Raw genomic sequence first — 22,675 nt, forward strand, 5'->3', positions numbered from 1 at the left:
GGTTTCATTTTTGTACAGCGTTAAGGGCTGACGACCGGATAACGGTTGTCAGCCCCTCAAGCGTCAGGGGGTAGCGTGTTGAGTTGAGCCGCGAACGATCAGGCGGGCGGCGAAGTCCAGGTTGTGCGCGGGACCGGTGTCACCCTTGAGGCGTCTGAGCAGGCAGTCGAACGCGCTGGCGCCGATCTGTTGCGTCGGTTGGGCGAGGGCAGTGATGCCGCTGCCCACCAGCGCAAACCAGTCCAGGTCATCCAGGGCGATCAGGCCAACGTCTTCGAACAGGCGGCAGTTCAACTCGCGCAAAACCTGGGTGCACGCCAGGGCGGCCACGCCGTTGGAACAAAAGATGGCCTTGGGGCCGGGGCCAGCCGCTTGCAGAAATGCCTGGATATCGGAGTTGAGTTGCGGGCCGGTTTGCACCGCTGTGCCGCTGAGCGACGGGTGCTGGGTCAAGTGCTGATTGAAGCTCTCGATACGCTCGCTGCGTGAGCTGGTGCCGTCAATCGGCTCGCTGACCAGCAGCAGATCGCGATAACCCTGCTCTTGCAGGTGCTCAAGGGCCATGCGCACGGCACCGGCGTTGTCGAGGCCGACCATGTCGCTGTGCAGTTGCTCGACTTTTCGGTCGATCAGGACGATGGGCATCTCTTGGTGCAGCGCTTGCAGCGCGTCAGGATGATGGCCAAGGGTGTTCAGAATCAGGCCTTCGATGTTGTAAGAACGTAACGCCGCGAGGTGCTGATGCTCTTGCTCATCGTTACGGTCGGTGTTGCACACCATCAGGTTGTAGCCGTGCTGGCGGCAGGCGGTTTCAACGCCATGCATCACCGCAATCGAATAGGGGTTGCGAATATCGGCCACCAGCATGCCGATCAGCCGGGTACGACCGCGTTTAAGGCCACGGGCCATTTGATTGGGGCGATAGCCCAGCTCGTTGATAGCGTGTTCGATACGTTCAGCGATGGCTGCGGACAACAGAGCCCGGTCTTCACCGATAAAGCGCGACACACTGGCCTTGGAGACGCCGGCGCGCCGGGCAACATCAAGCATGGTCACGCGGGTGCGCTGGGCTGCAGAAAAACTGTTCACGGCCTGAAACCTTTTATTGGTGTTATCGCAGGCGGTTTCGATCAGAGGGCGATGAAACCGGTTTCAGGGAAACTCAAATCACCCGGTGTCGTCAAGTTTTGCGTGTACTCGATTTCAAAAAACCGCTCAATGACCTTGTAGTCGCTGACGAGGCACGAGGCTGCGAAGCGAGCCGCAGGATCGCCAATTAGGGTCGCTTCGCAACCCATCGCAGCCTCATGCTTCGTCAGCGACTACAGGTTTTGCAGGGGTTACACCTTGAACTGGCCCAATAATCCGTTGAGCTGCACGCTCAGTTCCTTGAGGTGAGCGCTGTCGGCACTCGATTGTTCGGCAGCCTTGGCGGTGTTTTGCGATAGGCCGGCGGCCTGAGTGACGTTCTGGTTGATGTCTTCCACAACGTGGGCCTGCTGCAACGTGGCGCTGGCGATGGATGCATTGAGCTCGTTCAGGTTGCTGAGTGCCTGGCCGATGGTGGTCAGGCTGTTGCCGGCCTGGGTGGCCTGTTCGATGGTCGCTTGCGACGCCTGGCTGCTGCTGGCAATGACATTCACGGCTGCGTCGGAGTGTTGCTGCAACGCTTCAATCATAGTCTGGATTTCAGCCGTGGATTTTTGCGTGCGCTGGGCCAGCAAGCGCACCTCATCGGCGACCACGGCAAAGCCGCGACCCTGTTCACCGGCACGCGCCGCTTCAATGGCCGCGTTCAGGGCCAGCAAGTTGGTCTGTTCGGCAATCGAGCGAATCACTTCAAGCACGCTGCCGATGCCGCTGCTTTGCGTGGCCAGTGTGCGGATCACCTCGACCGCCTGATCAATGGTGATCGACAGTTGGTCGATCTGCTTCAGGCTGCTGTCGATGTTCTGCTGGCCCAGCTCGGCCTGGGTCTGCGCACCGCGCATTTCGCCGGCGGCGTGTTCGGCGTTTTTGGCTACCTCTTGCACGGCGTAGGTGACTTCGTTGATCGCTGTGGCCACTTGATCCATCTGCGAGGCTTGCTGCTGGCAACGTTGCTGGGCTTGCGTCGCGTCGTTGCCGATCTGCGTCGAAGACTGTTCAAGCGCCGTGGCGGTGGACTGCAAGTGGCGAATGACCGTGCGCAGTTTGGTGGTGAAGGTGTTGAAGTGCCGGGCAAGCTCGGTGACTTCATCGCGCCCGTGGGTGTCGAGACTGCGGGTCAGGTCACTTTCGCCGCTGGCGATATTGCTCATGGCCTGCACCGCCTCTTTTAACGGGCGGGCGATGCTGCGGGCGATCAGCCTGACCAGCACGACCATGAACAGCGCAATCGTCAGTCCGGCCGCACTGGCTTTCCAGACTTGCGCTTGAAACTCGGCCTGTATGTCGTCGATGTACACCCCGGAGCCAATCACCCAGCCCCATGGCTCGAACACTTGCACATAAGAGGTTTTTGCCACCGGCTCGTCAGCGCCAGGTTTTGGCCAGCGGTAGGCCAGGTTGCCTGAACCCTGGGTCTTGGCCAGTGCGACCATTTCATTGAAGATCGCAACACCGTCCGGGTCCTTGATGGCAGACAGGTCTTTGCCGTCGAGTTTGGGGTTGGTCGGGTGCATGACCATATAAGGGCGCAGGTCATTGATCCAGAAGTAATCGCCCTGGTCATAGCGCATCTTGCTGATGACCTGCAGCGCTTGTTGTTGCGCAGCATCCCGGCTTAACGATCCGGCAGTTTCGAGGCCATGGTAGTAGTCCAGAACGCCACTGGCGGCTTGCACGACGTGCCGGGTTTTCTGCGCTTTGCCTTCATTCAAATCGTCATGTATCTGCTTTAGCATCAGCAAACCCAACGCCAGCAGCATGGTCATTGCCACGATCAAGATCAGCCACAGACGCTGGCTGATGGACAACGTGCGCAGGGTATTCATACAGCGGTCACTCCTTTGTTGTTCTTGTTGTCAACGCTCGCACTCAGAGCAGCGAAAGTGGAACGTGTCTGATAGGATCTCGGCCGAAATTCAGAAAGCTGAATCTTTATTGTTTTCTGACAGTTATTTCACATCACGTCAGTGAACATGCAACACCCGCAACCACGGGTCGGCACCGGTTGCACACACTTATTTTTTGGCTAATCAGCGCGGCATGACGCCGGGCTTTAATGGGGGAATGATGGATCTTTGGACTGCCGCACAGGCGTTGATACTCGGTGTCGTTGAGGGCCTTACGGAATTCTTGCCGGTCTCAAGTACTGGCCACCAGATTATTGTGGCGGACTTGCTGAACTTCGGCGGCGAACGCGCCATGGCGTTCAACATCATTATCCAGCTGGGCGCCATTTTGGCGGTTGTCTGGGAGTTTCGCCGCAAGATCCTCGACGTTGTCGTGGGTTTGCCGACGCAACCCAGCGCGCGCCGCTTTACCGTCAACCTGATCATCGCGGTCCTGCCGGCGGTGGTGTTGGGGGTGATCTTCGCTGACATGATCCACGAGTATCTGTTCAACCCGATTACAGTGGCCTCTGCCCTGGTTATTGGCGGTGTGATCATGCTTTGGGCTGAGCGCCGTACCCACGTCATTCGCGCTGAAACCGTTGACGACATGACCTGGAAAGACGCGGTCAAGATCGGTTTTGCACAATGCCTGGCGATGATTCCGGGGACTTCGCGTTCGGGCTCGACCATCATCGGCGGCCTGTTGTTTGGCCTGTCGCGTAAAGCGGCCACCGAGTTTTCGTTCTTCCTGGCGATGCCTACCATGGTCGGCGCGGCGGTGTACTCGGGTTACAAGTACCGTGAACTGTTCCAGCCCGACGACTTGCCAGTCTTCGCCATCGGTTTTGTGACGGCGTTCATCTTCGCCATGATCGCGGTCCGTGCGTTGCTCAAGTTCATTTCCAACCACAGCTATGCCGCGTTCGCCTGGTACCGCATTGCCTTTGGCATGCTGATTCTGGCGACCTGGAAGTTCGGCTGGATTGACTGGTCGGCGGCAGGTTGAAGACCTCAGCCAACGACCGTCGCGGCTCGCCTGGGGTGCCTGAGCAGCCAACTGGGCCCATGCGTGGCGTGAAGCTCAAGCTGCTGGCGTTACTGCTGCTGTGCGCGATGCCGCTGGGGGGCTCGCTGAGCCTGTTGCTCACCGGCATCACGCGGGTGCCTCTGCTTGTTTATGGCGTGGCCAGTGTCGTGGCTTTCATCCTTTATGGCTATGACAAGCAGCAAGCCCGGCATGGCCGCTGGCGCACCCCGGAAAAGCTCCTGCACGGAGTTGAATTGCTGGGCGGTTGGCCGGGTGCGCTGGTGGCTCAGCAAGTGTTTCGCCACAAGACCCGCAAGGTGTCTTTTCAGGTCTGGTTCTGGTTGATCGTGGCCGTGCATCAAGCGATCTGGATTGATGTGCTGTTTTTGAAAATCACCTTTCTGAACCTGTAGGCGGCTGCCATGAGCGTCAGATCAATAAGCCGATCTGACGCTTTTTCGGCAGTTTACCGACCACCAACTGGTGGGAACGGCGTAGCAAGTCTTGCAGTTCTTCGGCGCCCATCGGGTAGGGTGCCTGCATGTTGATCCAGTGGGCCCGCGCCAGATACGGCGAAGGGCGTATCCCCGGGCGATCGATATAGCCCAGAAACAGTTCTTTCTCGACCTTGAACGACAACCCGTTGCTGTTGAGGTTGAACAGGGCAAACATTTTGCTCTGATCGACATAGAACACTTCAACCCCGCCCCATTTCACATCCTCCTTGACCCCCGGCAGGCTGCGACAGAACTCGGCTACCTGTTCCTTGGACATGATTTTTTGGGTGTTGGACGTGCGCGTCATAGGGTTTTTTCTCCGCAGCGTTCGAAGGTATCAGCCAAATGTTCGATCCAGGCCCGCACCGCTGGCATGACGCCGCGTCGGTGCGGGTACACGGCTTGCAGCCAGCCGCCGGGCAGTGACCATTGAGGGAGTAGTTGCACCAGCTCACCGGTTTCAAGCTCGTGCTCGCAATACATCAAGGGCAGCACGGTGAAGCCCAGACCTTGCAGGGTGCAGGCTTTACGCACGTTAAAGTCATCAATGCCCAAGCGTGCTTCCAGCACCATGTCTGAAGCTTTGCCGTGCTCATCGAGCATGCGCAAATGCACCATGCGATCGGCCTCAAGCGCCCCCAGCGCCGGGGCATTTTTGAGATCGTCCGGGGTCTTGATTGCCCACTGCTCAGCGAAGGCCGGGCTGGCGACCATAACGGTCACCGCCTTGCGCAAACGCCGCGTCACCAGCAGCGGGTCTTCATCGCCCAGTTCGCGGACGCGCATGGCCACGTCAATGCCTTCGGTGATCAAGTCTACGCGGCGGTTGAGCAGGCTGACCTCCAGTTGCACATGGGGGTAGGCGCGCAGAAAAGAGCTGACGACATCGGGCATAAACTGGTGAGCCAGGCCCACCGGGCACGACACCCGCAGGCGCCCTCGGGGTTCGCTGGACATACTGGCCACGGCCTCGTCGGCCATTTCGGCTTGCAGCAGCATGGCCTGGCAATGGCTCAAGTAGCGCTCGCCAACGGCGGTGAGCTTTAGCTGGCGCGTGGTGCGCTGCAACAGACGCGCACCCAGGCGCTCTTCAAGTTCGGCCACACGCCGCGACAGGCGTGACTTGGGGATGCCCAGCACACGGCCCGCCGCCGCAAAACCACCGGCTTCGACCACTTTGGCGAAGTAGTACAGATCATTAAGGTCCTGCATTGCTTTTCTCACTGTCCTACAGGTGGGACGAACTATCGCATGCTCGCTGACTTATCGTCGATTGCTTTCATCGGTAGCATCACCCTCACTTGATCGCCTGAGGCGGTCTTAATTTGGAGATCCGCATGAAACTTTTGCATATCGATTCGAGCATCTTGGGCGACAACTCGGCTTCGCGTCAGCTGAGCGGTGAAGTAGTCAAGGCTTGGCAAGCGGCTGAGCCGAGTGTTGAAGTGAGCTACCGCGACCTCGCCAGCGAAGGCATTGAGCACTTCTCGGCGGCCACCCTGGTGGCGGCTGGCACCCCGGCTGAACTGCGTGATGCGGCGCAAAAATACGAAGCGCAATTGAGCGCAGATACCCTGTCGCAGTTCCTGGCCGCGGATGCAGTTGTGATCGGCGCGCCGATGTACAACTTCACCATTCCAACCCAACTCAAGGCCTGGATCGACCGCATTGCGGTGGCCGGTCAGACCTTCCGTTACACCGAAACTGGCCCGGTTGGCCTGTGCGGCGGCAAGAAAGTGATCGTGGTCTCGACCTCTGGCGGCATTCATTCGGGCCAGGCGACAGGCGTGGCGCACGAAGAGTATTTGAAAGTGCTGCTGGGTTTTCTCGGCATCACTGATGTTGAGTTTGTTCGTGCGCAGGGCCTGGGTTATGGCGATGAAGTGCGCAGCAAAGCCCTGAGCGATGCTCATCAGCACATTAGTCAGGGTCTGTTCAGCGCCGCGTAAGCTGCCCTGTAGTGCCCGCATAATAAAACTCTGTATTCTGGATACCGTCATTGGCCAGAGTACGGAGTTTTTTGCATCTGGCTTTAATGGCTTGGGTTATGCAAAGAAGTGGGTAACCGTCTTTTTTCATTGCCTGCTGCAAGCTGAGCGCTATTAAAGGTAAGCCGCCATGATGCGTCTATGCGCTGTCGTGTTTCTCATAATGGCTAGTTGCCCTGTGCTGGTGCACGCCGAGCCACTGAACCAATGGAGCGTGGGCTTTCATCGCCTTAGCTTTCTGGACCCGGTGGACGGCCAGCCGATGAACGCCATTGCGTTCTATCCGTCTACCGATGACGAAGTGCACAGCCGCATCGGCGTCTATGACCTCGATGCCAGCGAAGATGCCAAAATTGCCATCGGCCATTACCCGCTGCTGGTGCTGTCCCATGGCAATGTCGGCACGCCGCTGGCACTGCACGACTTGATTACCGCACTGGCACGCAAAGGCTTTGTTGTCGTGGCGGTGCTGCATCCGGGTGACAACTTCAAAGACCACAGCCGTACCGGCACCCTGAGCAACCTTTACGGGCGGCCGATGCAAATATCGGCGGCGATCAGCGCTGTGCTTGATGAAAACAGCCTGTCTGCTTACGTCGATGCGGATCAGGTCGGGGTGATCGGCTATTCGGCAGGTGGTGAAACGGCGCTGATTCTGGCCGGAGCCGAGCCTGACTTGAACCGACTGCGGCGTTATTGCCAAGAGCGGCCCGATGACCACGATGCCTGCACGACCCAAGGTGAACTGATCGCTGATCGGGATGATTTGTTGCCCGTCGCGGACCCGCGTGTGCGTGCGTTGCTGTTAATGGCGCCGCTGAGCCTGATGTTTGGCCGCGACACCCTGGCCCAAGTGCATGTGCCGGTTTTGCTGTACAGCGGTGAGGGTGATCAAACCGTGTTCCCGGACAAAAATGCCGAAGCCCTGGCGCGTAAATTACCGGTTGCCCCGGAGTTCAATCTGATCCCCGGCGCCGGACATTTTGTGTTTCTGGCGCCTTGCTCGGATGAACAGCGCGCAACCATGGCCTGGGCCTGCACCGATGCCGACGGGGTTGATCGTGAGGACATCCATCGCGATTTGATTTACGAATCAGGGCGCTTTTTCAGTAAGGCGCTGAATAACAACGCCCACACACTGTTACGTACTGCAGACCACTAACGGGCCCGGCGCGAGAGCCCTAGGGTAAGCAGCAGGCCCGCAATGCACATCAGTGCTGCGCTGAAGAAAATCCAGGGATACCCAAGGTTCAAGGCGATGGCGCCCATTAGTGGCCCGGCCATTGCCAGCGCCAGGTCAAAAAACACCGCATAAGCGCCCAGGCCTGCACCCCGGCTCGAACTGGGGACTTGCTTGACCGCCTCAACGCCCAGCGCCGGGTACACCAGTGACAGGCCAAACCCTGCCAACCCGGCACCGATCAAGGCATAGCCGGTAGACGGCGCGAGCCACAACAGCACCAGCCCCAGGGTTTCCATGGCCATACAGGTCATTGCGACGGTGTAGCCACCCAAGCGGTTAATGCTGTTGGTGAATATCAGCCGGGCCAAGATAAAACACACGCCAAACACTGACAGGCAGTAGGCCGCGCCCGTCCAGCCCTGGTCGATATAGAACAGCGTGATAAAGGTCGTCAGGGTGCCATAACCAATAGACGCCAGCATCAGGCTGAGGCCATAGGGCGCGATCAGCCCCAGCACCGACCAAAAGGACAGGCGCACCCCGGCGATCACCGGCATCGAAGTTTTGTTACGGATGGTCAGCAGTGCCAGCAAGGCCAACCCCAGCAGCGCAATGCCCAGGCTGGAAAACCCGAGTGTGTCGATCATCAGAACACCCAGCGGGGCACCCAAGGCAATCGCCCCATAAGAGGCGATACCGTTCCAGCCGATGGTGCGTGCGGTGTGTTCCGAGCCGACTTGCGCGATGCCCCAACTAATCGTGCCGACACCGATAAGCCCTTGGGCAATGCCCAGAAAAATGCGCCCGACGATCAAAATGCCAAGGCTCAGCAGCGGGGAGCTTTGCAGCATGACAGCGACGTACGTGAGTACACCGCTGATGGCGATGCCGATCAGGCCGTACACCACCGCAGGCTTGGTCCCGCGTTTGTCGACGATGCGCCCGGCCGAAGGACGCGTCAGCAGGGTGGCGAGGTATTGCGAAGCAATGGTCAGACCAGCAACCACGGCGCTGAAGCCCAATTGATCATGCACATAGCCCGGCAAGACCGCGATGGGCAAGCCAATGCAGATAAAGGCGATAAACGTGTAAAAAACAATCGACAGGATTTGCAGCGTAACCGACAGAGAACTCGGATGAGGAGGATGTTGCGCAGACATGAGCAGCGGTTCCGGCTGGCGTTTGGGCGCCGCTATGATGGCGTGCCTGCCGGGTAAATGAAAGCAGGCTAACGATAGTTCGAGTGAGGCACCCTTTTTACGTCTTGAGCCATAACGCCGATCGCTTTGCGACCTGCCATTTTCCTGTTGAAGGCAACCCCTAATCTGTAGTCACTATGAGTTGCACCAGAAAGGGGTTGTGCAGAGTTACGCCGCGTTGTATCTGGCCCAGGGGCCGGTTTACTCGGCGCTTCTATCGTTATGGCTTGAGACGAATTGGCGAAAACGTTCGGTGGGCAAGCCTTCGAACAGTTCCGTCGGCGTGCCCTGGGCGTCGATCAGGCCGCCGTGCATAAACACCACGCGATTCGACACGTGCCGGGCAAAGCCCATTTCGTGGGTGACCACCAGCATGGTGCGGCCTTCTTCGGCCAGCGAGCGCATCACCCGCAGCACCTCGCCAACCAGTTCAGGGTCGAGTGCCGAGGTGGGCTCGTCAAACAGCATTACTTGTGGGTTCATCGCCAGTGCGCGGGCGATTGCGACCCGTTGTTGCTGCCCGCTGGACAGGTGCGCCGGGTAGTAGTCCTTACGCTCGTACAGGCCGACCTTGTGCAACAGGGCCTCGGCCTCTTCGATGCATTCGGCGCGTGGGCGTTTGAGCACGCGCATCGGGCCTTCAATCACGTTCTGCAGCACCGTCATGTGCGACCACAGGTTGAAGCTCTGAAACACCATGCCCAGGCTACTGCGCATGCGCTCGACCTGACGGTTGTTGCTCGGCGTTTGACGGCCGTCGACATGCTGTTTCATCTCGATCACTTCACCGTTGACGCGGATGATGCCTTGATCGGGGGTTTCCAGCAGGTTGATGCAGCGCAGGAACGTGCTTTTACCGGACCCGCTGGCGCCGAGGATCGAGATCACGTCGCCTTTGTGTGCGTCCAGATCAATACCCTTGAGGACATGGGCGCTGCCGAAGGACTTCTGGATATTAGTGACCGACAAGGCTGAAGCGGACTGAATGCTCATGGCAGGCTCCGTATCAAATCAGGAATGGGTAGGCAGTGTGGGGCTGGATTTTTTCACGACGTCTGCTGGGCGTTCGCGCAAGTGTGGCGAGAGGCGATACTCAAGCCAGGCGACCGCACGCACCACCAGGTAGTTGAGCACCAGATAAATCAGGGCCGCGCAAATGAACACCTCCATGGTGCGGTAGGTGCGCTGGATGATCTGCTGGGCGACGCCCGTGACATCCCAGACCGTCACCAGGCTGGCGAGGGCGGTGGACTTGACCAGCAAAATGGCTTCAGTGGAGTAGGCCGGCAGGGCCTGGCGCAGGGTCACCGGGGCAATGATCCGGTACAGCAACTCCCAGGGCGACATGCCAATGGCTTTGCCAGCTTCGATCTGACCTTGGGGCACGCTGAGCAGGCCACCGCGGATTATTTCTGCGGTGTAGCCAGCGGTGCACAAGGCCAGCGACACCACTGCGCAGCCATAAGGTGAGCGCAGCACGACCCAGGCAAAGCAGTCGCGGATGGCCGGGAACTGGCCCAGCCCGTAGTAAATCAAGAACATTTGAATCAGCAGCGGTGTGCCGCGAAACAGCATGATGTAGAACCGCGCCGGGTAGCTGAAAAACCACCAGCGGCTGACCCGCAGGCTGACGATGCCGACCGACAGGGCAAGGCCGAGCACCAACGAGCAAAAAAAGATCGACAAAGTCGTGGGCAGGGCGGCCAGCAACTTGAGCATGGTGTCTGCGAGGAACGGAAAATCAATCATAGGTGTCGCTCCCGACGCGAACTAGACTGGGCTGCGCTGCCGCGTACGTCGCACGCGGGCTTCAGCCATGTGGAACAGCCGACCGGAGAGGCCGGTGAGTATGAGGTACAGCGCGCCCCCGATGATGTAGAAGGTGAAATAGTGGCGGGTGGACCCGGCTGCGACCTGACTGGCGCGCATCAATTCCACCAGACCAATGACTGAAATCAGCGCGGAATCTTTCAGGCTCATTTGCCAGACATTGCCCAGACCCGGCAGCGCGTAGCGCAAAATCTGCGGCACCAGAATCCGTTTGAAGCGCATGGCACGGCTCATGCCGATGGCCAGCCCGGCTTCCAGTTCGCCACGCGATACGGCGAGAAAGGCGCCCCGGTAGACTTCCGCCTGATAAGAGCCAGAGATCAGCCCCACCGCCAACGCCCCGACCAGAAAAGGCGGCACGTCGATATAGCCTTCGCCGCCGAACCAATGGCCAACCGCCGTCACCACACTGGCCCCACCAAAGTAGAACAGGTAGATCACCAGCAACTCGGGAATCCCCCTGAACAGTATCGAGTACAGATTTCCCAGCCCGCGCAAACTGCGGCGGCGGGAGAGTTTGGCCGCCGCCACCAGGCTGCCAAATACTGCCCCCACCAGCAGCGCTGCGAGGGTCAATACCAGGGTCATGCCGGTGGCCTTGAGCAGCGCCATCCCCCAACCTGAGTCACCAAAACTGAGTAGCTGCAAGAGGTTCATAGAGGATCCCACGTCTAAAAAGGGTTAAGCAGCCCGGCACCCTTCACGCTGCCGGGCCATTCAGATCATTGCTTGGGGGTCAGGTCCTGCTTGAACCATTTCTCGCTCAGGGTTTTGATCGTGCCATCAGCCATGGCCTCCTTGAGGGCGGCGTCGAACTTGGCTTTGAGCTCCACGTCGTTCTGGCGAAAGCCCAGTGCTTCGCCTTCACCCCAGATCGGGCCTTTGATCACCGGGCCGGTGTACACCAGTGACTTGTTCTCCGGCTTGTCCATCAGCGAGTTGAAGAAGGTCACGTCATCAAACGCAACGTCGATCCGACCGGATTGCAGGTCGAGAATGGCCTCGGACGAGCTGCCGTATTCACGGATCGTCGCCACGTCCTTGAAGTTTTGATCAATGAATGAGGTGTAAATGGTGCCGGAGGCGATGCCGATGGTTTTGCCTTTGAGCGCCTTGCGCAGGTCTTCAACGCCAGCACGGATTTCCTTGGGGTCGGTGCCCAGGGTGATGGCCGCGTCAGTACCGGTTTTGCCTGGCAGCAAGTCGGCTTGCAGGGCGACAAAACTGGCCGGGGTCTGGGCGTAAGGCGTAGAGAAGGCCATGACCTTCTGGCGTTCGTCGTTGATGACAATGGCGTCCATCAGCACGTCGAATTTGCCTGCATTGAGGCTGGCGATCATGCCGTCCCAGTTCTGCACGACGATGTTGCACTTGAGCTTCATGCGCTGACAGATCACGTCCATCAGTTCTGGCTCGAAGCCGCTGACTTTTCCACCTGGCAGTGTCAGGTTCCAGGGTTCATAGGCGCCCTCTGTGGCGATATTGACCGATGTCCACTCTTTGGCCTGGAGTGCCGGAGCACAGGCCAACACCATTGCACTGAGCGCTACAGAACCCAACCAGCTTGATTTGTTCGACATCTTGGTACTTCCTGTCTAATCAATTGAGTGTTGCGAACTGATCCGGCTCAGGCCGAATCGCCAAGGTCGGTACACACCGTTTTTTCTGGGATTGCAAACGGATGCAAACCGGTACTAAGCCTGTGAAGGCGAATGCATTTTCCACGCCGACGTCCTGGGCCAACTGACGGATGTTGTTGCCGTGGCTGAGCGTTGGAACGTCCATTTTTCTGTCACTCGACTCGATCAAACCAAACCCGCTGGGTAGAGGTACGTGCGAACATGTATTTGCTTGTACATACAAGCATATGCAATCAATCGGCCAACTTGATTTCTCATCGATCAATCCGTTTTAAATTCAGTAAAAATGCTTTAGAAACAGAAGGTTATGGGTATTTATTGGTTGCGGGGGTTTTATCCAGCAGTGGTAAGGCGGGTGTTTGGGTCTGAAAGTGCACCACGGTGGTACGAACGGTGACAGTGTGGATTAAAGTGGTGCGCGGCGAGGGGTAACGGGTACGACTGTCTGTGTGGGGAGGGCCACGCTTTATCGGGCAGCCCTCTCTTGGAACGCGGCCTGTTTACTTGAGGTTTTGCTGCACGGTGGCGAGTACTTCGCCGCTGCGCACTTGCTCGGTCACGCTGGCAATGTCGGTATAGAAAGCGCGGTCATGTTCAGCCACCGATACACGGCTGCGCACCAGGTCATACACCGCTTTGGTCACGCTGGAGGCTTTGCCCACGTCATGGAAGTCCAGGGCCTGGCAGCCCACCAGCAGCTCGATGGCCAGCACAGATTCCAGTTTTTCGGACACTTTGTAGGCCTTGATCACGGCGTTATAGGCCAGGCTGACCAGGTCTTCTTGGTTGGCGCAGGTCGAGAAGCTATCGACAGAGGAGGGGAACGACAGCGACTTCATTTCCGCATACAGGCCTGCCGCAGTGTATTGCAGGATCATGTAGCCGCTGTTCAGGCCCGGATTGCGCACCAAAAAAGCGGGCATTTCACTGAAGTGCGAGTTAACCATGCGATCAATACGGCGCTCGGCAATCTTCGCCAGGTTGGCCAGTGCCACGCACAAGGAGTCGGCTGACATGCCGATGTAGGTGCCATCAAAGTTGGCGCCCGAGATGGCAATCCCGTCGCCGTCATCAAGCGGGTAGATCACCGGGTTGTCGCCTGAAGAGTGAATTTCGTTTTCGATATTTTCCCGCGCGTGCTCGATAAAACGTTTCGACGCGCCGTGTACTTGGGGGATGGAGCGCAGGCTGTAGGCGTCCTGTAGCCGGTAGTCGATGTTTTCAGCGATCAGTTGGCTGTCATGCAGCATCGCCTTTATGTCCCGTGCAGTTTGCGCCTGCTCTTTATGTGCCTTGATCGAGTGATAGCGTGGATCGAAAGCCCGAATCGTGCCTTTTAACGCTTCCATGGACAGTGCTGCAGCGACGTCTGCCAACGAAGCGGTCTGCATGGCGTTGTACAGAGCCAGAATGGCGATGGCGGTCACCGAGGTGGTGCCATTGAGCATGGCCAGGCCTTCTTTGCACTGCAGATCGGTCGGTTGCAGGCCAACCTGTTTCAGCGCCGTGGCGCCATCAACCCATTCACCGCCATTGACCCGCGCTTTGCCTTCGCCCAGCAGGACCAGAGCCAGGTGCCCCTCGACCGCCAGGTAACCCACCGATCCTTCGCCGGGTGCAAACGGTACGACGTCGTTATTGAGCAGGGCAGCAATCAGTTCCAGTAACTCAAGGCGCACCCCCGAATACCCTTTGCCAAGGCTGATCAGCACCATCAACTGTATCGCACGCACCTGCTCACGCTTGAGCGGCTCGCCCACGGCCACCGCGTGGGAGCGCACGATATTGACCTGAAGCTCCTTGGCATTGCTCGCAGAAATCACATGGCGAACGTTGTCGCCGAACCCGGTGGTCACGCCATAGACCAAGCGATTCTCATCAAGAAAACGCTCCACCAGACCACGGGATTTTTTCACGCGCTGCTGATAAGCCTCAGAAAACGAGACCTTGGCTGCATAACGGGCGACCGCCACAAACTCTTCGATGGAAGGCTCTCTATCGCCAAGAACAACCTGAGTGATCTGTTGAGGATGAGCTTTCATTGCGAACTCCCGAGAAACCAAATGAATAAGGGGCTGGACCGGCCAAGCCGTCGCTCGATTGAGCGTGGGAGAAGGCTAAAGCGATTTTTGAGTGAAGAAAATATGGCGATTTCTGTCAGTTTTATTAGTATTTCTAAACTTTAAATGCCTGTGAGGCCGCACCTTGCCATGAGTCGCTTACCGCCTTTGCGCGCCCTGCAAATATTCGAAACCGTCGGCCACTGTGGTGGTATTTCCCAGGCGGCAAAACGCTTGAACCTCTCGGTGGGGGCGGTGAGCCAGCAGATGAAACTGCTGGATGAGGCGCTGGGCATGAGCCTGACGGTCAAGGACGGCCAGCGTTTGCGCTTGAATGCCATTGGCCAGCGTTTCCATGCCAGATGTTCGACAGCCTTTGAAGAGTTGAGAGCCGCTGTGGCTGAAGTCGAACGCTCTAAAAACCCCAACAACTTGTATGTCAGTGGCCTGCCTTCACTGATGAACAAGTGGCTGGGGCCGCTGATCTACGAATGGCAGCACGAGCATGACGATCTCGACATCTATCTGGATGGCACGCTTGCGGATACATCGGAGGAGGAAAATGCCGATTTTCGGATTGGCTATGGCGAGCCGGTCCAATACGCCGAGCGCAGCGTTGTACTGTTTCACGATTGTGTGGTGCCAGCGTGTTCGCCGGCGCTTTTAGGCCAACCGGGCACTGTAGGGCAGGCCGCTGACTTGCTTCAGTACCCACTGATACGCGTTGACTCACGGCCGAAATTTGATTCGCCGCCGTCGTGGGTTGAATGGTTTGGTCTGGAGGGCGGGGTGGTGGAGCAGACGATTGCCGTGCGTCGAAGCTTTTCTTCGGCCAGCATGGCCATTCAGGCCGCTATTGATCATCAGGGCATCGTACTGGCGCAGTACTCGATGATTGCCCGTGACATTGCTGAGGGGCGCTTGATCATCCCGTGGCCGCGCGCCATGGCGCTGCCATCGCCGTATTACCTGAGCTGGCACCCTAACACGCTACAGAAAGCACAATGCCGGGCGTTTCAGCGCTGGTTGATAGGTCGGGGAAAAGCGCAGGAAGACATGACTGAGCGCCTGATCACAGCTCTGCCTGCACAAGCAACTGTAGGAGCGAGCTTGCCTCGCGATCTTTAAAAAGGCCAAAAGATCGCGAGACGAGCTCGCTCCTACAGGGCTTTACCGGTGTCTGGAATCAGAACACCACGCCTTGGCTGCGCAGGTAGTCGTCGTAGGTGCCGCTGAAGTCGATCACGCCGCTTGGGCTCAGCTCGATAATACGAGTGGCCAGCGACGATACGAATTCACGGTCATGGCTGACGAAAATCAGCGTGCCAGGGTAGTTTTCCAGCGCCAGGTTCAACGCTTCGATGGATTCCATGTCCAAGTGGTTGGTCGGTTCGTCCATCACCAGTACGTTCGGCTTTTGCAGGATCAGCTTGCCGAACAGCATGCGGCCTTGCTCACCACCGGAGATCACCTTGACCGACTTGAGGATCTCGTCGTTCGAGAACAGCATGCGGCCCAGGGTGCCGCGAATCATTTGCTCGCCTTGAGTCCATTGGCCCATCCAGTCGAACAGGGTCACATCGTCTTCAAAGTCGTGCGCGTGGTCTTGCGCGTAGTAGCCCAGCTCAGCGGACTCAGTCCACTTGATCGAACCGGCATCCGGAGTCAGCTCATTGACCATAGTGCGCAGCAGCGTCGTTTTACCGATACCGTTCGGGCCAATGATTGCCACGCGCTCACCGGCTTCAACGGTAAAGCTGAAGTCTTTGAACAGCGTCTTGCCATCAAAGCCTTTAGCCATGTTTTCAACAATGACGGCCTGGCGGTGCAGCTTTTTGGTCTGCTCGAAACGAATGAACGGGCTGACACGGCTGGAAGGCTTGACCTCGGCCAGGGTGATCTTGTCGATTGCCTTGGCGCGCGAGCTTGCCTGTTTGGATTTCGAGGCGTTGGCCGAGAAGCGGCTGACGAACGCTTGCAGCTCGTTGATCTGAGCTTTCTTCTTGGCGTTTTCAGACAGCAGTTGCTCACGCGATTGGGTCGCGACAGTCATGTACTCGTCATAGTTGCCCGGGAACAGGCGCAGCTCGCCGTAGTCCAGGTCAGCCATGTGGGTGCAGACGCTGTTCAGGAAGTGTCTATCGTGAGAGATGATGATCATCAGGCTGTTGCGCTGAGTCAGAACGTTTTCCAGCCAGCGGATCGTGTTGATATCCAGGTGGTTGGTGGGTTCGTCGAGCAGCAGCACTTCAGGATCAGAGAACAGCGCTTGAGCCAGCAATACACGCAGCTTCCAGCCCGGCGACACTTCGCTCATCGGGCCGTTGTGCTGTTCAATGCCGATACCCAGACCCAGCAGCAATTCACCGGCGCGGGACTCAGCGGTGTAACCGTCCATTTCTGCGAACTCGGTTTCGAGTTCAGCAACGGCCATGCCGTCTTCTTCGGTCATTTCTGGCAGCGAGTAGATGCGATCGCGCTCAGCCTTCACCTTCCACAGTTCTTCGTGGCCCATGATCACGGTATCGATCACGGTGAATTCTTCGTAAGCGAACTGATCCTGGCGCAGCTTACCCAGACGCACGTTCGGTTCCAGCATGACCTGGCCGCCCGACGGGTCGAGATCGCTGCCGAGGATTTTCATGAAGGTGGATTTGCCGCAACCGTTGGCACCGATCAAACCGTAGCGGTTACCTGCGCCGAATTTTACTGAAACGTTCTCGAATAGCGGCTTTGCGCCGAACTGCATCGTGATGTTAGCTGTGGAGATCAATTACTTTACCTATCAATAACTTAGAGAGCGCGTATTTGAGCTGGTAGCCGTTTGGTACCAACCTGGAGCTTTTCAAGCCCACTCCGATCTGAGCTTGAGTTGACCCAACGCGCATAAGTCGACAGCAACAATTGGACGCTAAGGCCAAGCTGCTGAGGAATAAAAGCGGGGTTCATGCCAGACATGGCGCGCATTGTCGCATAGGTGTGACGACAGTTGTATGGCAGGCGACCATTGAAACCGAATGAGCGCAGAGTGAACGCTGCGCGATAGCCCTGTTTCGATGGGCCATTGATGCGATACAGGTCCTCATGACTGCGCGGGAGTAGACGGCAGTTGATACGTGAGAATGAACCCCTTTAACCAAACGCCTTCTAAGATGATTCAGTCTATCGGAGGCACATTGTGGCCAAAATCATCACTGAAGATACCCGCCTTCAACAGGAGTGCACGGCTGACGTCTTGTTATTTGGTACACCGAAAGATCGTCTGGACTTCTATCGCAGAGAAATTCAGTACGAAACCAGCCTGCTCTCAAATAGAACGAACGCCTATTTAACGGCGCAGTCGTTCCTGGTCATTGCGTTTGCATCGTCAATGGCCAATCTCAATCCTGAGTGGGGAGAGCTGTTCACATTGGTGGTGCCAAGCTTGATGGCCGTTCTGGGCATCTTTAGCTCATTGCATGCCTGGCCCGGGTTTCGGGCTTCGTATGTGATTATTGATCACTGGCATTTCAAGCAAAGCCATTTGTTGCGAAGTGAGCCGGTGATGGGTAAAGCCTACGATGAATCGCCCTTGTTTAACGAAAAGGAATCCAGTCAGAAGGGCTATCGAAAGTCGCTCATGTTCTCAATGAGAACACCTTGGCTGTTTGTGATTTTCTGGCTGCTTCTCGCCAGTTTTTGCATCTATGTGCAGCTGGCCAACGCCAGTCAGTGAGCTTAATCTACGCGGTGCAAGCCCCGACAACGCCGGGGCCTGACCGGGCGGATCAGAAGACCATACCGACCTTCACGCCGAACTCGTCACGCTTGAGTTTGGTGTTGTCAGCAACCGGTGAATCCTCGTCAATCTTGTACTCGGTACGGGTGTAGTACACGCCCGCTTGAATAGGCAGGTCGCCTTGCTGGTTCATCAGCAGCGACACTTCTGCGTACGGGTTGGTGCGGTCTTTCATGTCCACGGTGTCGCTGCCGAAGTTTTTAACTTTGACCTTGGCTCGGCCATCGAGGGTCTGGCGGGCACCCACTTCAACGCGCAGGGTCGAGGTGTCGAACTGGTGGTTGTAACCCAGGGCGGCCTTGGCGAACGGCGATTTGTAGGTCAGCTTGGTGTCGATATCGTTGATCTCTGGCTCGAAACGGGTCCAGGTGTAACCGCCACCCACGATCACGTCGACAAAGTTGCGCGCATCCAGCGCGGCACGCCAGCCAAGGTCGAGGTCAGCCTGGGCTTCCTTGAGCTTGTTGCCATCCTTCTTGCTGTATTTGGCTTCGCCACCCAACTGGTAGATGAAACCCGATTCAGCGGTCATTTTGTTGCCATAGTTGGCAAATACACCGCCTTGGCCCATGTGTTCCTTGTCGGATCTGCTGCCGCCTTCGAATTTGAAGTCAGTGTAGGAACCCAGCAAGCCCACGTTGAACAGCGGGTCGGTGCTTGGGGCGGCCATCACTGCCAGCGGAGCGCTGAAAAGCGCCAGGGCGCAGGAGTGACGTAGCAGTTTTTTTGTAAACATTCGCAAGAGTCTCCATGACTTGAAAAATATCGAACGAGCGTTTCGATAAAGCGTCAGAGAGAAAGTTCAAAAATAATGGCGAGGGAGTTACGCACTGTTCGTAACAGACCGGCGAAGTCCGTTATCAATCAATCGGCGTCTTGCAGGCAGGTTATTGAGCGTTAGCGATAAATGCGAATTTTCCGCCAGCTCACCTTGCTGTAAAAAGTCCCGGTGTCGCCCAGCAGGGCATAACGGGTTGCACGATAGGCCGATGTAAACTTTGAGCAGTGCAAGCCCCGGATCTTTTTATAAGCCCATGACCAGCCGCGTTTGCTTTTATTCTCCATAGCCTTAGCCTCACACAAGGAGCATCTAATAGTGTTAGATGCTAGCGACAAAAGATGACACTTGCGGGTGCACAGATAAGCCAAATGAGCTTATTTAAAAGTCGTAAGTTGCGTGTTTTGTTATTTATCGTCGGGCTTTGTCGAGAGCTAATCAGGGTTAACGCTTTTGTTTTACTGACACTCGAGTGGGGAGTCAATACGCCAACTCTGGCAACTTAGGCCGTTTAATTGGCGGGCAGAGGGATTTGCGTCTATAGAGGTCTACCCTCCGGCACGATCAGACCTCTAAGGTGTCACTGCCGATCGCGACAGTCTGCGGCTTTGCGGGCGATTCGCTTGGCCGGGCCTGGTGTCTATGGTTGCGGCAGGCAAGCGTTAAACGTTAAATTTTGTCGGTCATTAGCGCCCTGTGTCGAAGATCAAACATCGGTAAATATGTTCTCTTTTGGCCAGCGTATTTCCAGGTATTCGCTCAGGTAACTGATAAAAGCTTTAACTTTTGGCGTCATGGCCGCTCGGTCTTGAACGCAGGCATAAATATCCAGGGGCTTGGTGTATGACTCAGTCGGTGAATGGCTGTGTTGAAGCAGCGGGATAAGCTGACCCGATTCGATATAAGGTGCGGCGATGTACTCTGCCAGTCGCGCAATACCGGCGCCATGGGCAGCCATTTGTGCAAGTGCGTCAATGTCGTCACTGGTGGCCGTAACATTAAGCGCTGCATAACTGTGCTGGCCATTGTTGATAAACCCCCAGCGCAGAAAGCGACCATCCAGAGGGTAGCGAAAACCCAGGCAGGCGTGATGTTGCAGGTCGTCGGGGGAAGCCGGCCAGCCCGCACGTTCGAGGTAAGCCGGTGAGGCGCAGACAATAAAAGGCACCGAGACGATTTTGCGGGCAATGATCCCGTCTTCCAGTTGCGGCTTGATTCTCAGGCTCAGGTCAATGCCGCTGTGGATGTGGCTGATTTTGTTGTCAGTGATGTTCAGTTCCAGGGTCAGACGCGGATAGCGCGTGGCAAAACCCGCGACCAACGGGGCGACGACATGCCGCCCGAAAGCGGAAGTCGACGCGATGCTCAACCGCCCTTGCAGTTCGCTGTCGCTATGGCTGATGGCTCGGTGCGCCAGCTCCACATCCGTAACAATGCGCTGCACTTTGTTGTAGTAAAGGGCTCCGTCCTCGGTCAGCGCCATGCTTCGGGTGGTGCGTTGCAACAAACGCGTGCCCAAGTGTGCTTCTAGGCGGTTGATGGTCTGGCTGACGGCGGCGGCACTGAGGCCGAGATTTTTCGCCGCGCCAGCAATCGATCCGGCTTCAACTACTTTGATAAAACTGTTAATCGCAGCAAACAGATCCATGTTTTGATCCTGAACGGGCCGTATTCGTAAGATCTGCTTTATAAACAAACTAGAAATGGCCGTCTAGTTGCGTGTTTTTGATCTTGTTAAGGTGCGCCATCCACCACTTTCAGGATTAAAGGGCCACACATGAACGCTAAAAGCACTTCAAACACCTTGATTTCAAACCGCCTAAAGTTCTCGGTGCGTGCAACGCCCTATGTATTCGCGTTGTACATGTCCACGATCATGGCCTTTTTAATGTCGCTGGTGATTACTGCTGCGAATACGGGTATCGATGCGGATTACCTGAACAACACCTTGCAGGCTTATAAGTTGGCCATGCCTGCCGCCTTCCTGTGCATCCTTGTGGTGCGCCCCATCGTAATCAAACTGGTGGCCATGACGGTTCATCCGCATCGTTAACCGGGGGTAGCTTTTACAGCCAGTATTTGGGATAGCTGCCTTTGCTGCGTGCGTTGTTAAGGCATAAGGCAGTGATCACCACCACCAGCGAGCCTGCCAACACGGGCGTCAGCAAAAAACTCCACGGGGCACCGGCGGTGATGACCACCAACGGGTTGGCACCGGCGGGGGCATGCACCGTGCGTGTCTGCTGCATGGAGACCAGCGCCAGCCCGACAGCCAATGCGCAAGCCCACCATTCATTGCCCAGGGTGTGCAGCACCACGAGCCCGACCAGTGTCGACACCATGTGCCCGCCAATGATGCTGCGCGGCTGGGCCAGGGGGGAATCGGGTACGCCAAAGGCCAGCACACAACTGGCGCCAAATGAGGCCATCAGCCAGGGCGTTCCGCTGATCAGGCTAAGCCAGCCGGTGACGCCGATGGCGATGACCACGCCGATAAACGACATCAGGCTGAAACGCAGATCGGGGGCGGGTGGAGCGCTTGATTTAGGCAGGCGAATAATAGGCATGGCGTTAACTCGGCGAGGGGACAGTGACAAAAGGATACCGATCGGTTTACCTGTAAGTCAACCGATCGGTATACACTGGCCGCATTCACTCCAAAGGAATTCGTGATGAGTACTGCAGATGTGATCACCCGGGCGGCCCTCGATCTGTTCTACCGCCAGGGCTTTCATGCCTCGGGGGTCGAGCAACTTAGCCAGATGGCTGGTGTGACCAAGAAAACCCTGTACCGGCATTTTCCGAGCAAGGAACACGTGGTCGAGGCTGCGCTGCAACTGAGGCACGCCGAGTTCATAGATCAAATGGCCACGGCGGTAGGGGGCGCTGACCAAGCGAACAGACCCCAGGCCTATATCGACTTCATTATCTGTTGGGTGCAGTCGGCTGATTTCCACGGCTGCGCGTTTATCAATGCTTCGGCTGAATACAGCGCTCAGAGCGCTCCGCCTCATGTCCTGGCCAGTCAACACAAGCAGCAGGTCCTGAATTACCTGCAAGGTATTTGCACGCAGGCAGGCCTGACGCAGCCGGCGGCGGTTGCGATGCAACTCTTTGTGATTGGCGAAGGTCTTATTGTCACTTCCCAGGTCAGTGGACTCGTGCCGGCGATGCTCCCGCCAATACGCGAAATGGTGGCTGTGCTCTGCGCCTCGTCACCCCGTGAATAACCACGATAAGGGATCTCAACACGGCATGACGCCATCTCAAGGAATGATTATGTTGACCAAGACAAAGCAACACAGCGCCCTTATTAGCCTCGCTTTGGCCGGGACGGTATTGGCAGGCTGCGCCAGCAGCCCTCAGTTCTCGGGGCAATCGGTCACTGATCCGCTGCTGCGCAAGGATGTATATGCAACAGTCGAGCGTCTGTTTTCAGCGGTAACCCAGTGCCGTTCAATCAGCGCCGTTGATAGCCGTATTACCAACATAGATCAGTCACCGAGCGGCGCAGTCCAGAAAGCCGAGGAGACCTGGCGGGTTTCCGGTTGCGGGACGAACGAGGCTTATAAGGTGGTGATGCGGGCAGATGACAAAGGCGAGACTGACTTCTCGGTTTCGCAGCAACGTTAAGTAGCCCCGTCGAGCTCAGGCAAG

Annotated in this window: 25 protein-coding genes and 2 pseudogenes; 9 read left to right on the top strand and 18 right to left on the bottom strand. The window is 57.1% G+C overall.

Features of this window, described 5'->3' with window-relative positions:
* Positions 1-63 precede the first annotated feature (63 nt).
* The 4 genes and pseudogenes from TU84_RS14705 to TU84_RS26825 all read right to left on the bottom strand — a co-directional run.
* Positions 64-1,089: a LacI family DNA-binding transcriptional regulator gene (locus TU84_RS14705; protein WP_048370096.1), complete on the bottom strand. Its 1,026-nt coding sequence runs from the start codon at positions 1,087-1,089 to the stop codon at positions 64-66.
* 41 nt (positions 1,090-1,130) lie between these two features.
* Positions 1,131-1,298: a hypothetical protein gene (locus TU84_RS26075; RefSeq protein WP_157403803.1), complete on the bottom strand. Its 168-nt coding sequence runs from the start codon at positions 1,296-1,298 to the stop codon at positions 1,131-1,133.
* A gap of 42 nt (positions 1,299-1,340) precedes the next feature.
* Positions 1,341-2,075: a methyl-accepting chemotaxis protein gene (locus TU84_RS26820; protein ID WP_371924480.1), complete on the bottom strand. Its 735-nt coding sequence runs from the start codon at positions 2,073-2,075 to the stop codon at positions 1,341-1,343.
* A gap of 123 nt (positions 2,076-2,198) precedes the next feature.
* Positions 2,199-2,975 (bottom strand): annotated as a pseudogene (locus TU84_RS26825) (cache domain-containing protein); the annotation flags it as partial.
* Between the two features lie 241 nt (positions 2,976-3,216).
* On the opposite strand from TU84_RS26825, the gene TU84_RS14715 reads away from it, so the two are divergent.
* Positions 3,217-4,044, top strand: a complete 828-nt coding sequence (locus TU84_RS14715; RefSeq protein WP_048370100.1) for an undecaprenyl-diphosphate phosphatase — start codon at positions 3,217-3,219, stop codon at positions 4,042-4,044.
* Positions 4,045-4,103: 59 nt separating this feature from the next.
* A complete protein-coding gene (locus tag TU84_RS14720) occupies positions 4,104-4,478 on the top strand; it encodes a DUF1294 domain-containing protein (protein ID WP_153329912.1) in 375 nt (124 codons plus the stop codon).
* Positions 4,479-4,494: 16 nt separating this feature from the next.
* On the opposite strand, the gene TU84_RS14725 is transcribed toward TU84_RS14720, so the two are convergent.
* Entirely contained in the window at positions 4,495-4,839 is a 345-nt protein-coding gene (locus tag TU84_RS14725; protein ID WP_048370390.1) for an MmcQ/YjbR family DNA-binding protein, read from the bottom strand.
* Between the two features lie 26 nt (positions 4,840-4,865).
* Positions 4,866-5,774, bottom strand: coding sequence for a LysR substrate-binding domain-containing protein (locus tag TU84_RS14730; RefSeq protein ID WP_048370102.1), 909 nt, complete (start codon positions 5,772-5,774; stop codon positions 4,866-4,868).
* 125 nt (positions 5,775-5,899) lie between these two features.
* Here TU84_RS14730 and TU84_RS14735 point away from each other — a divergent pair, with 125 nt between their 5' ends.
* Both TU84_RS14735 and TU84_RS14740 read left to right on the top strand, forming a co-directional pair.
* Positions 5,900-6,511: an FMN-dependent NADH-azoreductase gene (locus TU84_RS14735; protein ID WP_048370103.1), complete on the top strand. Its 612-nt coding sequence runs from the start codon at positions 5,900-5,902 to the stop codon at positions 6,509-6,511.
* A 169-nt stretch (positions 6,512-6,680) separates the two neighbouring features.
* Positions 6,681-7,712: an alpha/beta hydrolase family protein gene (locus TU84_RS14740; protein ID WP_048370105.1), complete on the top strand. Its 1,032-nt coding sequence runs from the start codon at positions 6,681-6,683 to the stop codon at positions 7,710-7,712.
* Here TU84_RS14740 and TU84_RS14745 read toward each other — a convergent pair.
* From TU84_RS14745 to TU84_RS14770, 7 genes are all read right to left on the bottom strand, one after another.
* Complete coding sequence (locus TU84_RS14745) at positions 7,709-8,893, bottom strand: MFS transporter (RefSeq protein WP_048370107.1); 1,185 nt, start codon at positions 8,891-8,893, stop codon at positions 7,709-7,711. The genes TU84_RS14740 and TU84_RS14745 overlap by 4 nt on opposite strands.
* A 240-nt stretch (positions 8,894-9,133) precedes the next feature.
* Positions 9,134-9,925 carry an ABC transporter ATP-binding protein gene (locus TU84_RS14750; RefSeq protein WP_048370109.1) on the bottom strand — a complete coding sequence of 264 codons (792 nt, stop codon included), beginning with the start codon at positions 9,923-9,925 and terminating at the stop codon, positions 9,134-9,136.
* Between the two features lie 18 nt (positions 9,926-9,943).
* Positions 9,944-10,681 (bottom strand): ABC transporter permease, encoded by a 738-nt coding sequence (locus TU84_RS14755; RefSeq protein WP_048370112.1) that lies wholly within the window; start codon positions 10,679-10,681, stop codon positions 9,944-9,946.
* Positions 10,682-10,702: 21 nt separating this feature from the next.
* Positions 10,703-11,419, bottom strand: a complete 717-nt coding sequence (locus TU84_RS14760) for an ABC transporter permease (RefSeq protein ID WP_048370113.1) — start codon at positions 11,417-11,419, stop codon at positions 10,703-10,705.
* 65 nt (positions 11,420-11,484) lie between these two features.
* Positions 11,485-12,342: a transporter substrate-binding domain-containing protein gene (locus TU84_RS14765; RefSeq protein WP_048370115.1), complete on the bottom strand. Its 858-nt coding sequence runs from the start codon at positions 12,340-12,342 to the stop codon at positions 11,485-11,487.
* Positions 12,343-12,361: 19 nt separating this feature from the next.
* The gene (locus TU84_RS25600; RefSeq protein ID WP_082148730.1) at positions 12,362-12,547 is read right to left on the bottom strand and encodes a hypothetical protein; all 186 of its coding nucleotides are present in this window, start codon (positions 12,545-12,547) and stop codon (positions 12,362-12,364) included.
* Positions 12,548-12,902: 355 nt separating this feature from the next.
* The gene (locus tag TU84_RS14770) at positions 12,903-14,444 is read right to left on the bottom strand and encodes an HAL/PAL/TAL family ammonia-lyase (RefSeq protein ID WP_048370117.1); all 1,542 of its coding nucleotides are present in this window, start codon (positions 14,442-14,444) and stop codon (positions 12,903-12,905) included.
* A 168-nt stretch (positions 14,445-14,612) separates the two neighbouring features.
* Between TU84_RS14770 and TU84_RS14775 the strand changes: the two genes are divergently transcribed.
* Entirely contained in the window at positions 14,613-15,590 is a 978-nt protein-coding gene (locus tag TU84_RS14775; protein WP_048370119.1) for a LysR substrate-binding domain-containing protein, read from the top strand.
* Between the two features lie 58 nt (positions 15,591-15,648).
* Here TU84_RS14775 and TU84_RS14780 read toward each other — a convergent pair whose 3' ends face one another.
* Positions 15,649-17,235 carry an ABC-F family ATPase gene (locus TU84_RS14780; protein ID WP_082148731.1) on the bottom strand — a complete coding sequence of 529 codons (1,587 nt, stop codon included), beginning with the start codon at positions 17,233-17,235 and terminating at the stop codon, positions 15,649-15,651.
* Positions 17,236-17,255: 20 nt separating this feature from the next.
* Positions 17,256-17,468, bottom strand: a pseudogene (locus TU84_RS26485) (site-specific integrase); the annotation flags it as partial.
* A gap of 172 nt (positions 17,469-17,640) precedes the next feature.
* On the opposite strand from TU84_RS26485, the gene TU84_RS14785 reads away from it, so the two are divergent.
* On the top strand, positions 17,641-18,177 hold the full coding sequence (locus TU84_RS14785; protein ID WP_048370122.1) for a hypothetical protein: 537 nt from the start codon (positions 17,641-17,643) through the stop codon (positions 18,175-18,177).
* A 52-nt stretch (positions 18,178-18,229) separates the two neighbouring features.
* Here the strand turns inward: TU84_RS14785 and TU84_RS14790 are convergent, their stop codons facing one another.
* Together TU84_RS14790 and TU84_RS14795 are read right to left on the bottom strand one after the other, a co-directional pair.
* Complete coding sequence (locus tag TU84_RS14790; RefSeq protein ID WP_048370123.1) at positions 18,230-18,976, bottom strand: outer membrane beta-barrel protein; 747 nt, start codon at positions 18,974-18,976, stop codon at positions 18,230-18,232.
* 748 nt (positions 18,977-19,724) lie between these two features.
* On the bottom strand, positions 19,725-20,666 hold the full coding sequence (locus TU84_RS14795; protein ID WP_048370124.1) for a LysR family transcriptional regulator: 942 nt from the start codon (positions 20,664-20,666) through the stop codon (positions 19,725-19,727).
* Positions 20,667-20,795: 129 nt separating this feature from the next.
* On the opposite strand from TU84_RS14795, the gene TU84_RS14800 reads away from it, so the two are divergent.
* The gene (locus tag TU84_RS14800; protein ID WP_048370125.1) at positions 20,796-21,071 is read left to right on the top strand and encodes a DUF2798 domain-containing protein; all 276 of its coding nucleotides are present in this window, start codon (positions 20,796-20,798) and stop codon (positions 21,069-21,071) included.
* Positions 21,072-21,084: 13 nt separating this feature from the next.
* Here the strand turns inward: TU84_RS14800 and TU84_RS14805 are convergent, their stop codons facing one another.
* On the bottom strand, positions 21,085-21,585 hold the full coding sequence (locus tag TU84_RS14805) for an HPP family protein (protein WP_048370127.1): 501 nt from the start codon (positions 21,583-21,585) through the stop codon (positions 21,085-21,087).
* A gap of 105 nt (positions 21,586-21,690) precedes the next feature.
* Between TU84_RS14805 and TU84_RS14810 the strand changes: the two genes are divergently transcribed.
* Positions 21,691-22,248 carry a TetR/AcrR family transcriptional regulator gene (locus TU84_RS14810; protein WP_048370129.1) on the top strand — a complete coding sequence of 186 codons (558 nt, stop codon included), beginning with the start codon at positions 21,691-21,693 and terminating at the stop codon, positions 22,246-22,248.
* 49 nt (positions 22,249-22,297) lie between these two features.
* The gene (locus TU84_RS14815) at positions 22,298-22,651 is read left to right on the top strand and encodes a hypothetical protein (RefSeq protein ID WP_048370133.1); all 354 of its coding nucleotides are present in this window, start codon (positions 22,298-22,300) and stop codon (positions 22,649-22,651) included.
* Positions 22,652-22,675: the final 24 nt, after the last annotated feature.

Source organism: Pseudomonas helleri (assembly GCF_001043025.1).
Lineage (GTDB): Bacteria > Pseudomonadota > Gammaproteobacteria > Pseudomonadales > Pseudomonadaceae > Aquipseudomonas > Aquipseudomonas helleri.

Coding starts and splice junctions, on each gene's coding strand:
- TU84_RS26075 (WP_157403803.1), bottom strand. CDS start 1,298: ATGGGTTGCGAAGCGACCCTAATTGGCGATCCTGCGGCTCGCTTCGCA.
- TU84_RS26820 (WP_371924480.1), bottom strand. CDS start 2,075: ATGGATCAAGTGGCCACAGCGATCAACGAAGTCACCTACGCCGTGCAA.
- TU84_RS14715 (WP_048370100.1), top strand. CDS start 3,217: ATGGATCTTTGGACTGCCGCACAGGCGTTGATACTCGGTGTCGTTGAG.
- TU84_RS14720 (WP_153329912.1), top strand. CDS start 4,104: ATGCGTGGCGTGAAGCTCAAGCTGCTGGCGTTACTGCTGCTGTGCGCG.
- TU84_RS14725 (WP_048370390.1), bottom strand. CDS start 4,839: ATGTCCAAGGAACAGGTAGCCGAGTTCTGTCGCAGCCTGCCGGGGGTC.
- TU84_RS14730 (WP_048370102.1), bottom strand. CDS start 5,774: ATGCAGGACCTTAATGATCTGTACTACTTCGCCAAAGTGGTCGAAGCC.
- TU84_RS14735 (WP_048370103.1), top strand. CDS start 5,900: ATGAAACTTTTGCATATCGATTCGAGCATCTTGGGCGACAACTCGGCT.
- TU84_RS14740 (WP_048370105.1), top strand. CDS start 6,681: ATGATGCGTCTATGCGCTGTCGTGTTTCTCATAATGGCTAGTTGCCCT.
- TU84_RS14745 (WP_048370107.1), bottom strand. CDS start 8,893: ATGTCTGCGCAACATCCTCCTCATCCGAGTTCTCTGTCGGTTACGCTG.
- TU84_RS14750 (WP_048370109.1), bottom strand. CDS start 9,925: ATGAGCATTCAGTCCGCTTCAGCCTTGTCGGTCACTAATATCCAGAAG.
- TU84_RS14755 (WP_048370112.1), bottom strand. CDS start 10,681: ATGATTGATTTTCCGTTCCTCGCAGACACCATGCTCAAGTTGCTGGCC.
- TU84_RS14760 (WP_048370113.1), bottom strand. CDS start 11,419: ATGAACCTCTTGCAGCTACTCAGTTTTGGTGACTCAGGTTGGGGGATG.
- TU84_RS14765 (WP_048370115.1), bottom strand. CDS start 12,342: ATGTCGAACAAATCAAGCTGGTTGGGTTCTGTAGCGCTCAGTGCAATG.
- TU84_RS25600 (WP_082148730.1), bottom strand. CDS start 12,547: ATGGACGTTCCAACGCTCAGCCACGGCAACAACATCCGTCAGTTGGCC.
- TU84_RS14770 (WP_048370117.1), bottom strand. CDS start 14,444: ATGAAAGCTCATCCTCAACAGATCACTCAGGTTGTTCTTGGCGATAGA.
- TU84_RS14775 (WP_048370119.1), top strand. CDS start 14,613: ATGAGTCGCTTACCGCCTTTGCGCGCCCTGCAAATATTCGAAACCGTC.
- TU84_RS14790 (WP_048370123.1), bottom strand. CDS start 18,976: ATGTTTACAAAAAAACTGCTACGTCACTCCTGCGCCCTGGCGCTTTTC.
- TU84_RS14795 (WP_048370124.1), bottom strand. CDS start 20,666: ATGGATCTGTTTGCTGCGATTAACAGTTTTATCAAAGTAGTTGAAGCC.
- TU84_RS14800 (WP_048370125.1), top strand. CDS start 20,796: ATGAACGCTAAAAGCACTTCAAACACCTTGATTTCAAACCGCCTAAAG.
- TU84_RS14805 (WP_048370127.1), bottom strand. CDS start 21,585: ATGCCTATTATTCGCCTGCCTAAATCAAGCGCTCCACCCGCCCCCGAT.
- TU84_RS14810 (WP_048370129.1), top strand. CDS start 21,691: ATGAGTACTGCAGATGTGATCACCCGGGCGGCCCTCGATCTGTTCTAC.
- TU84_RS14815 (WP_048370133.1), top strand. CDS start 22,298: ATGTTGACCAAGACAAAGCAACACAGCGCCCTTATTAGCCTCGCTTTG.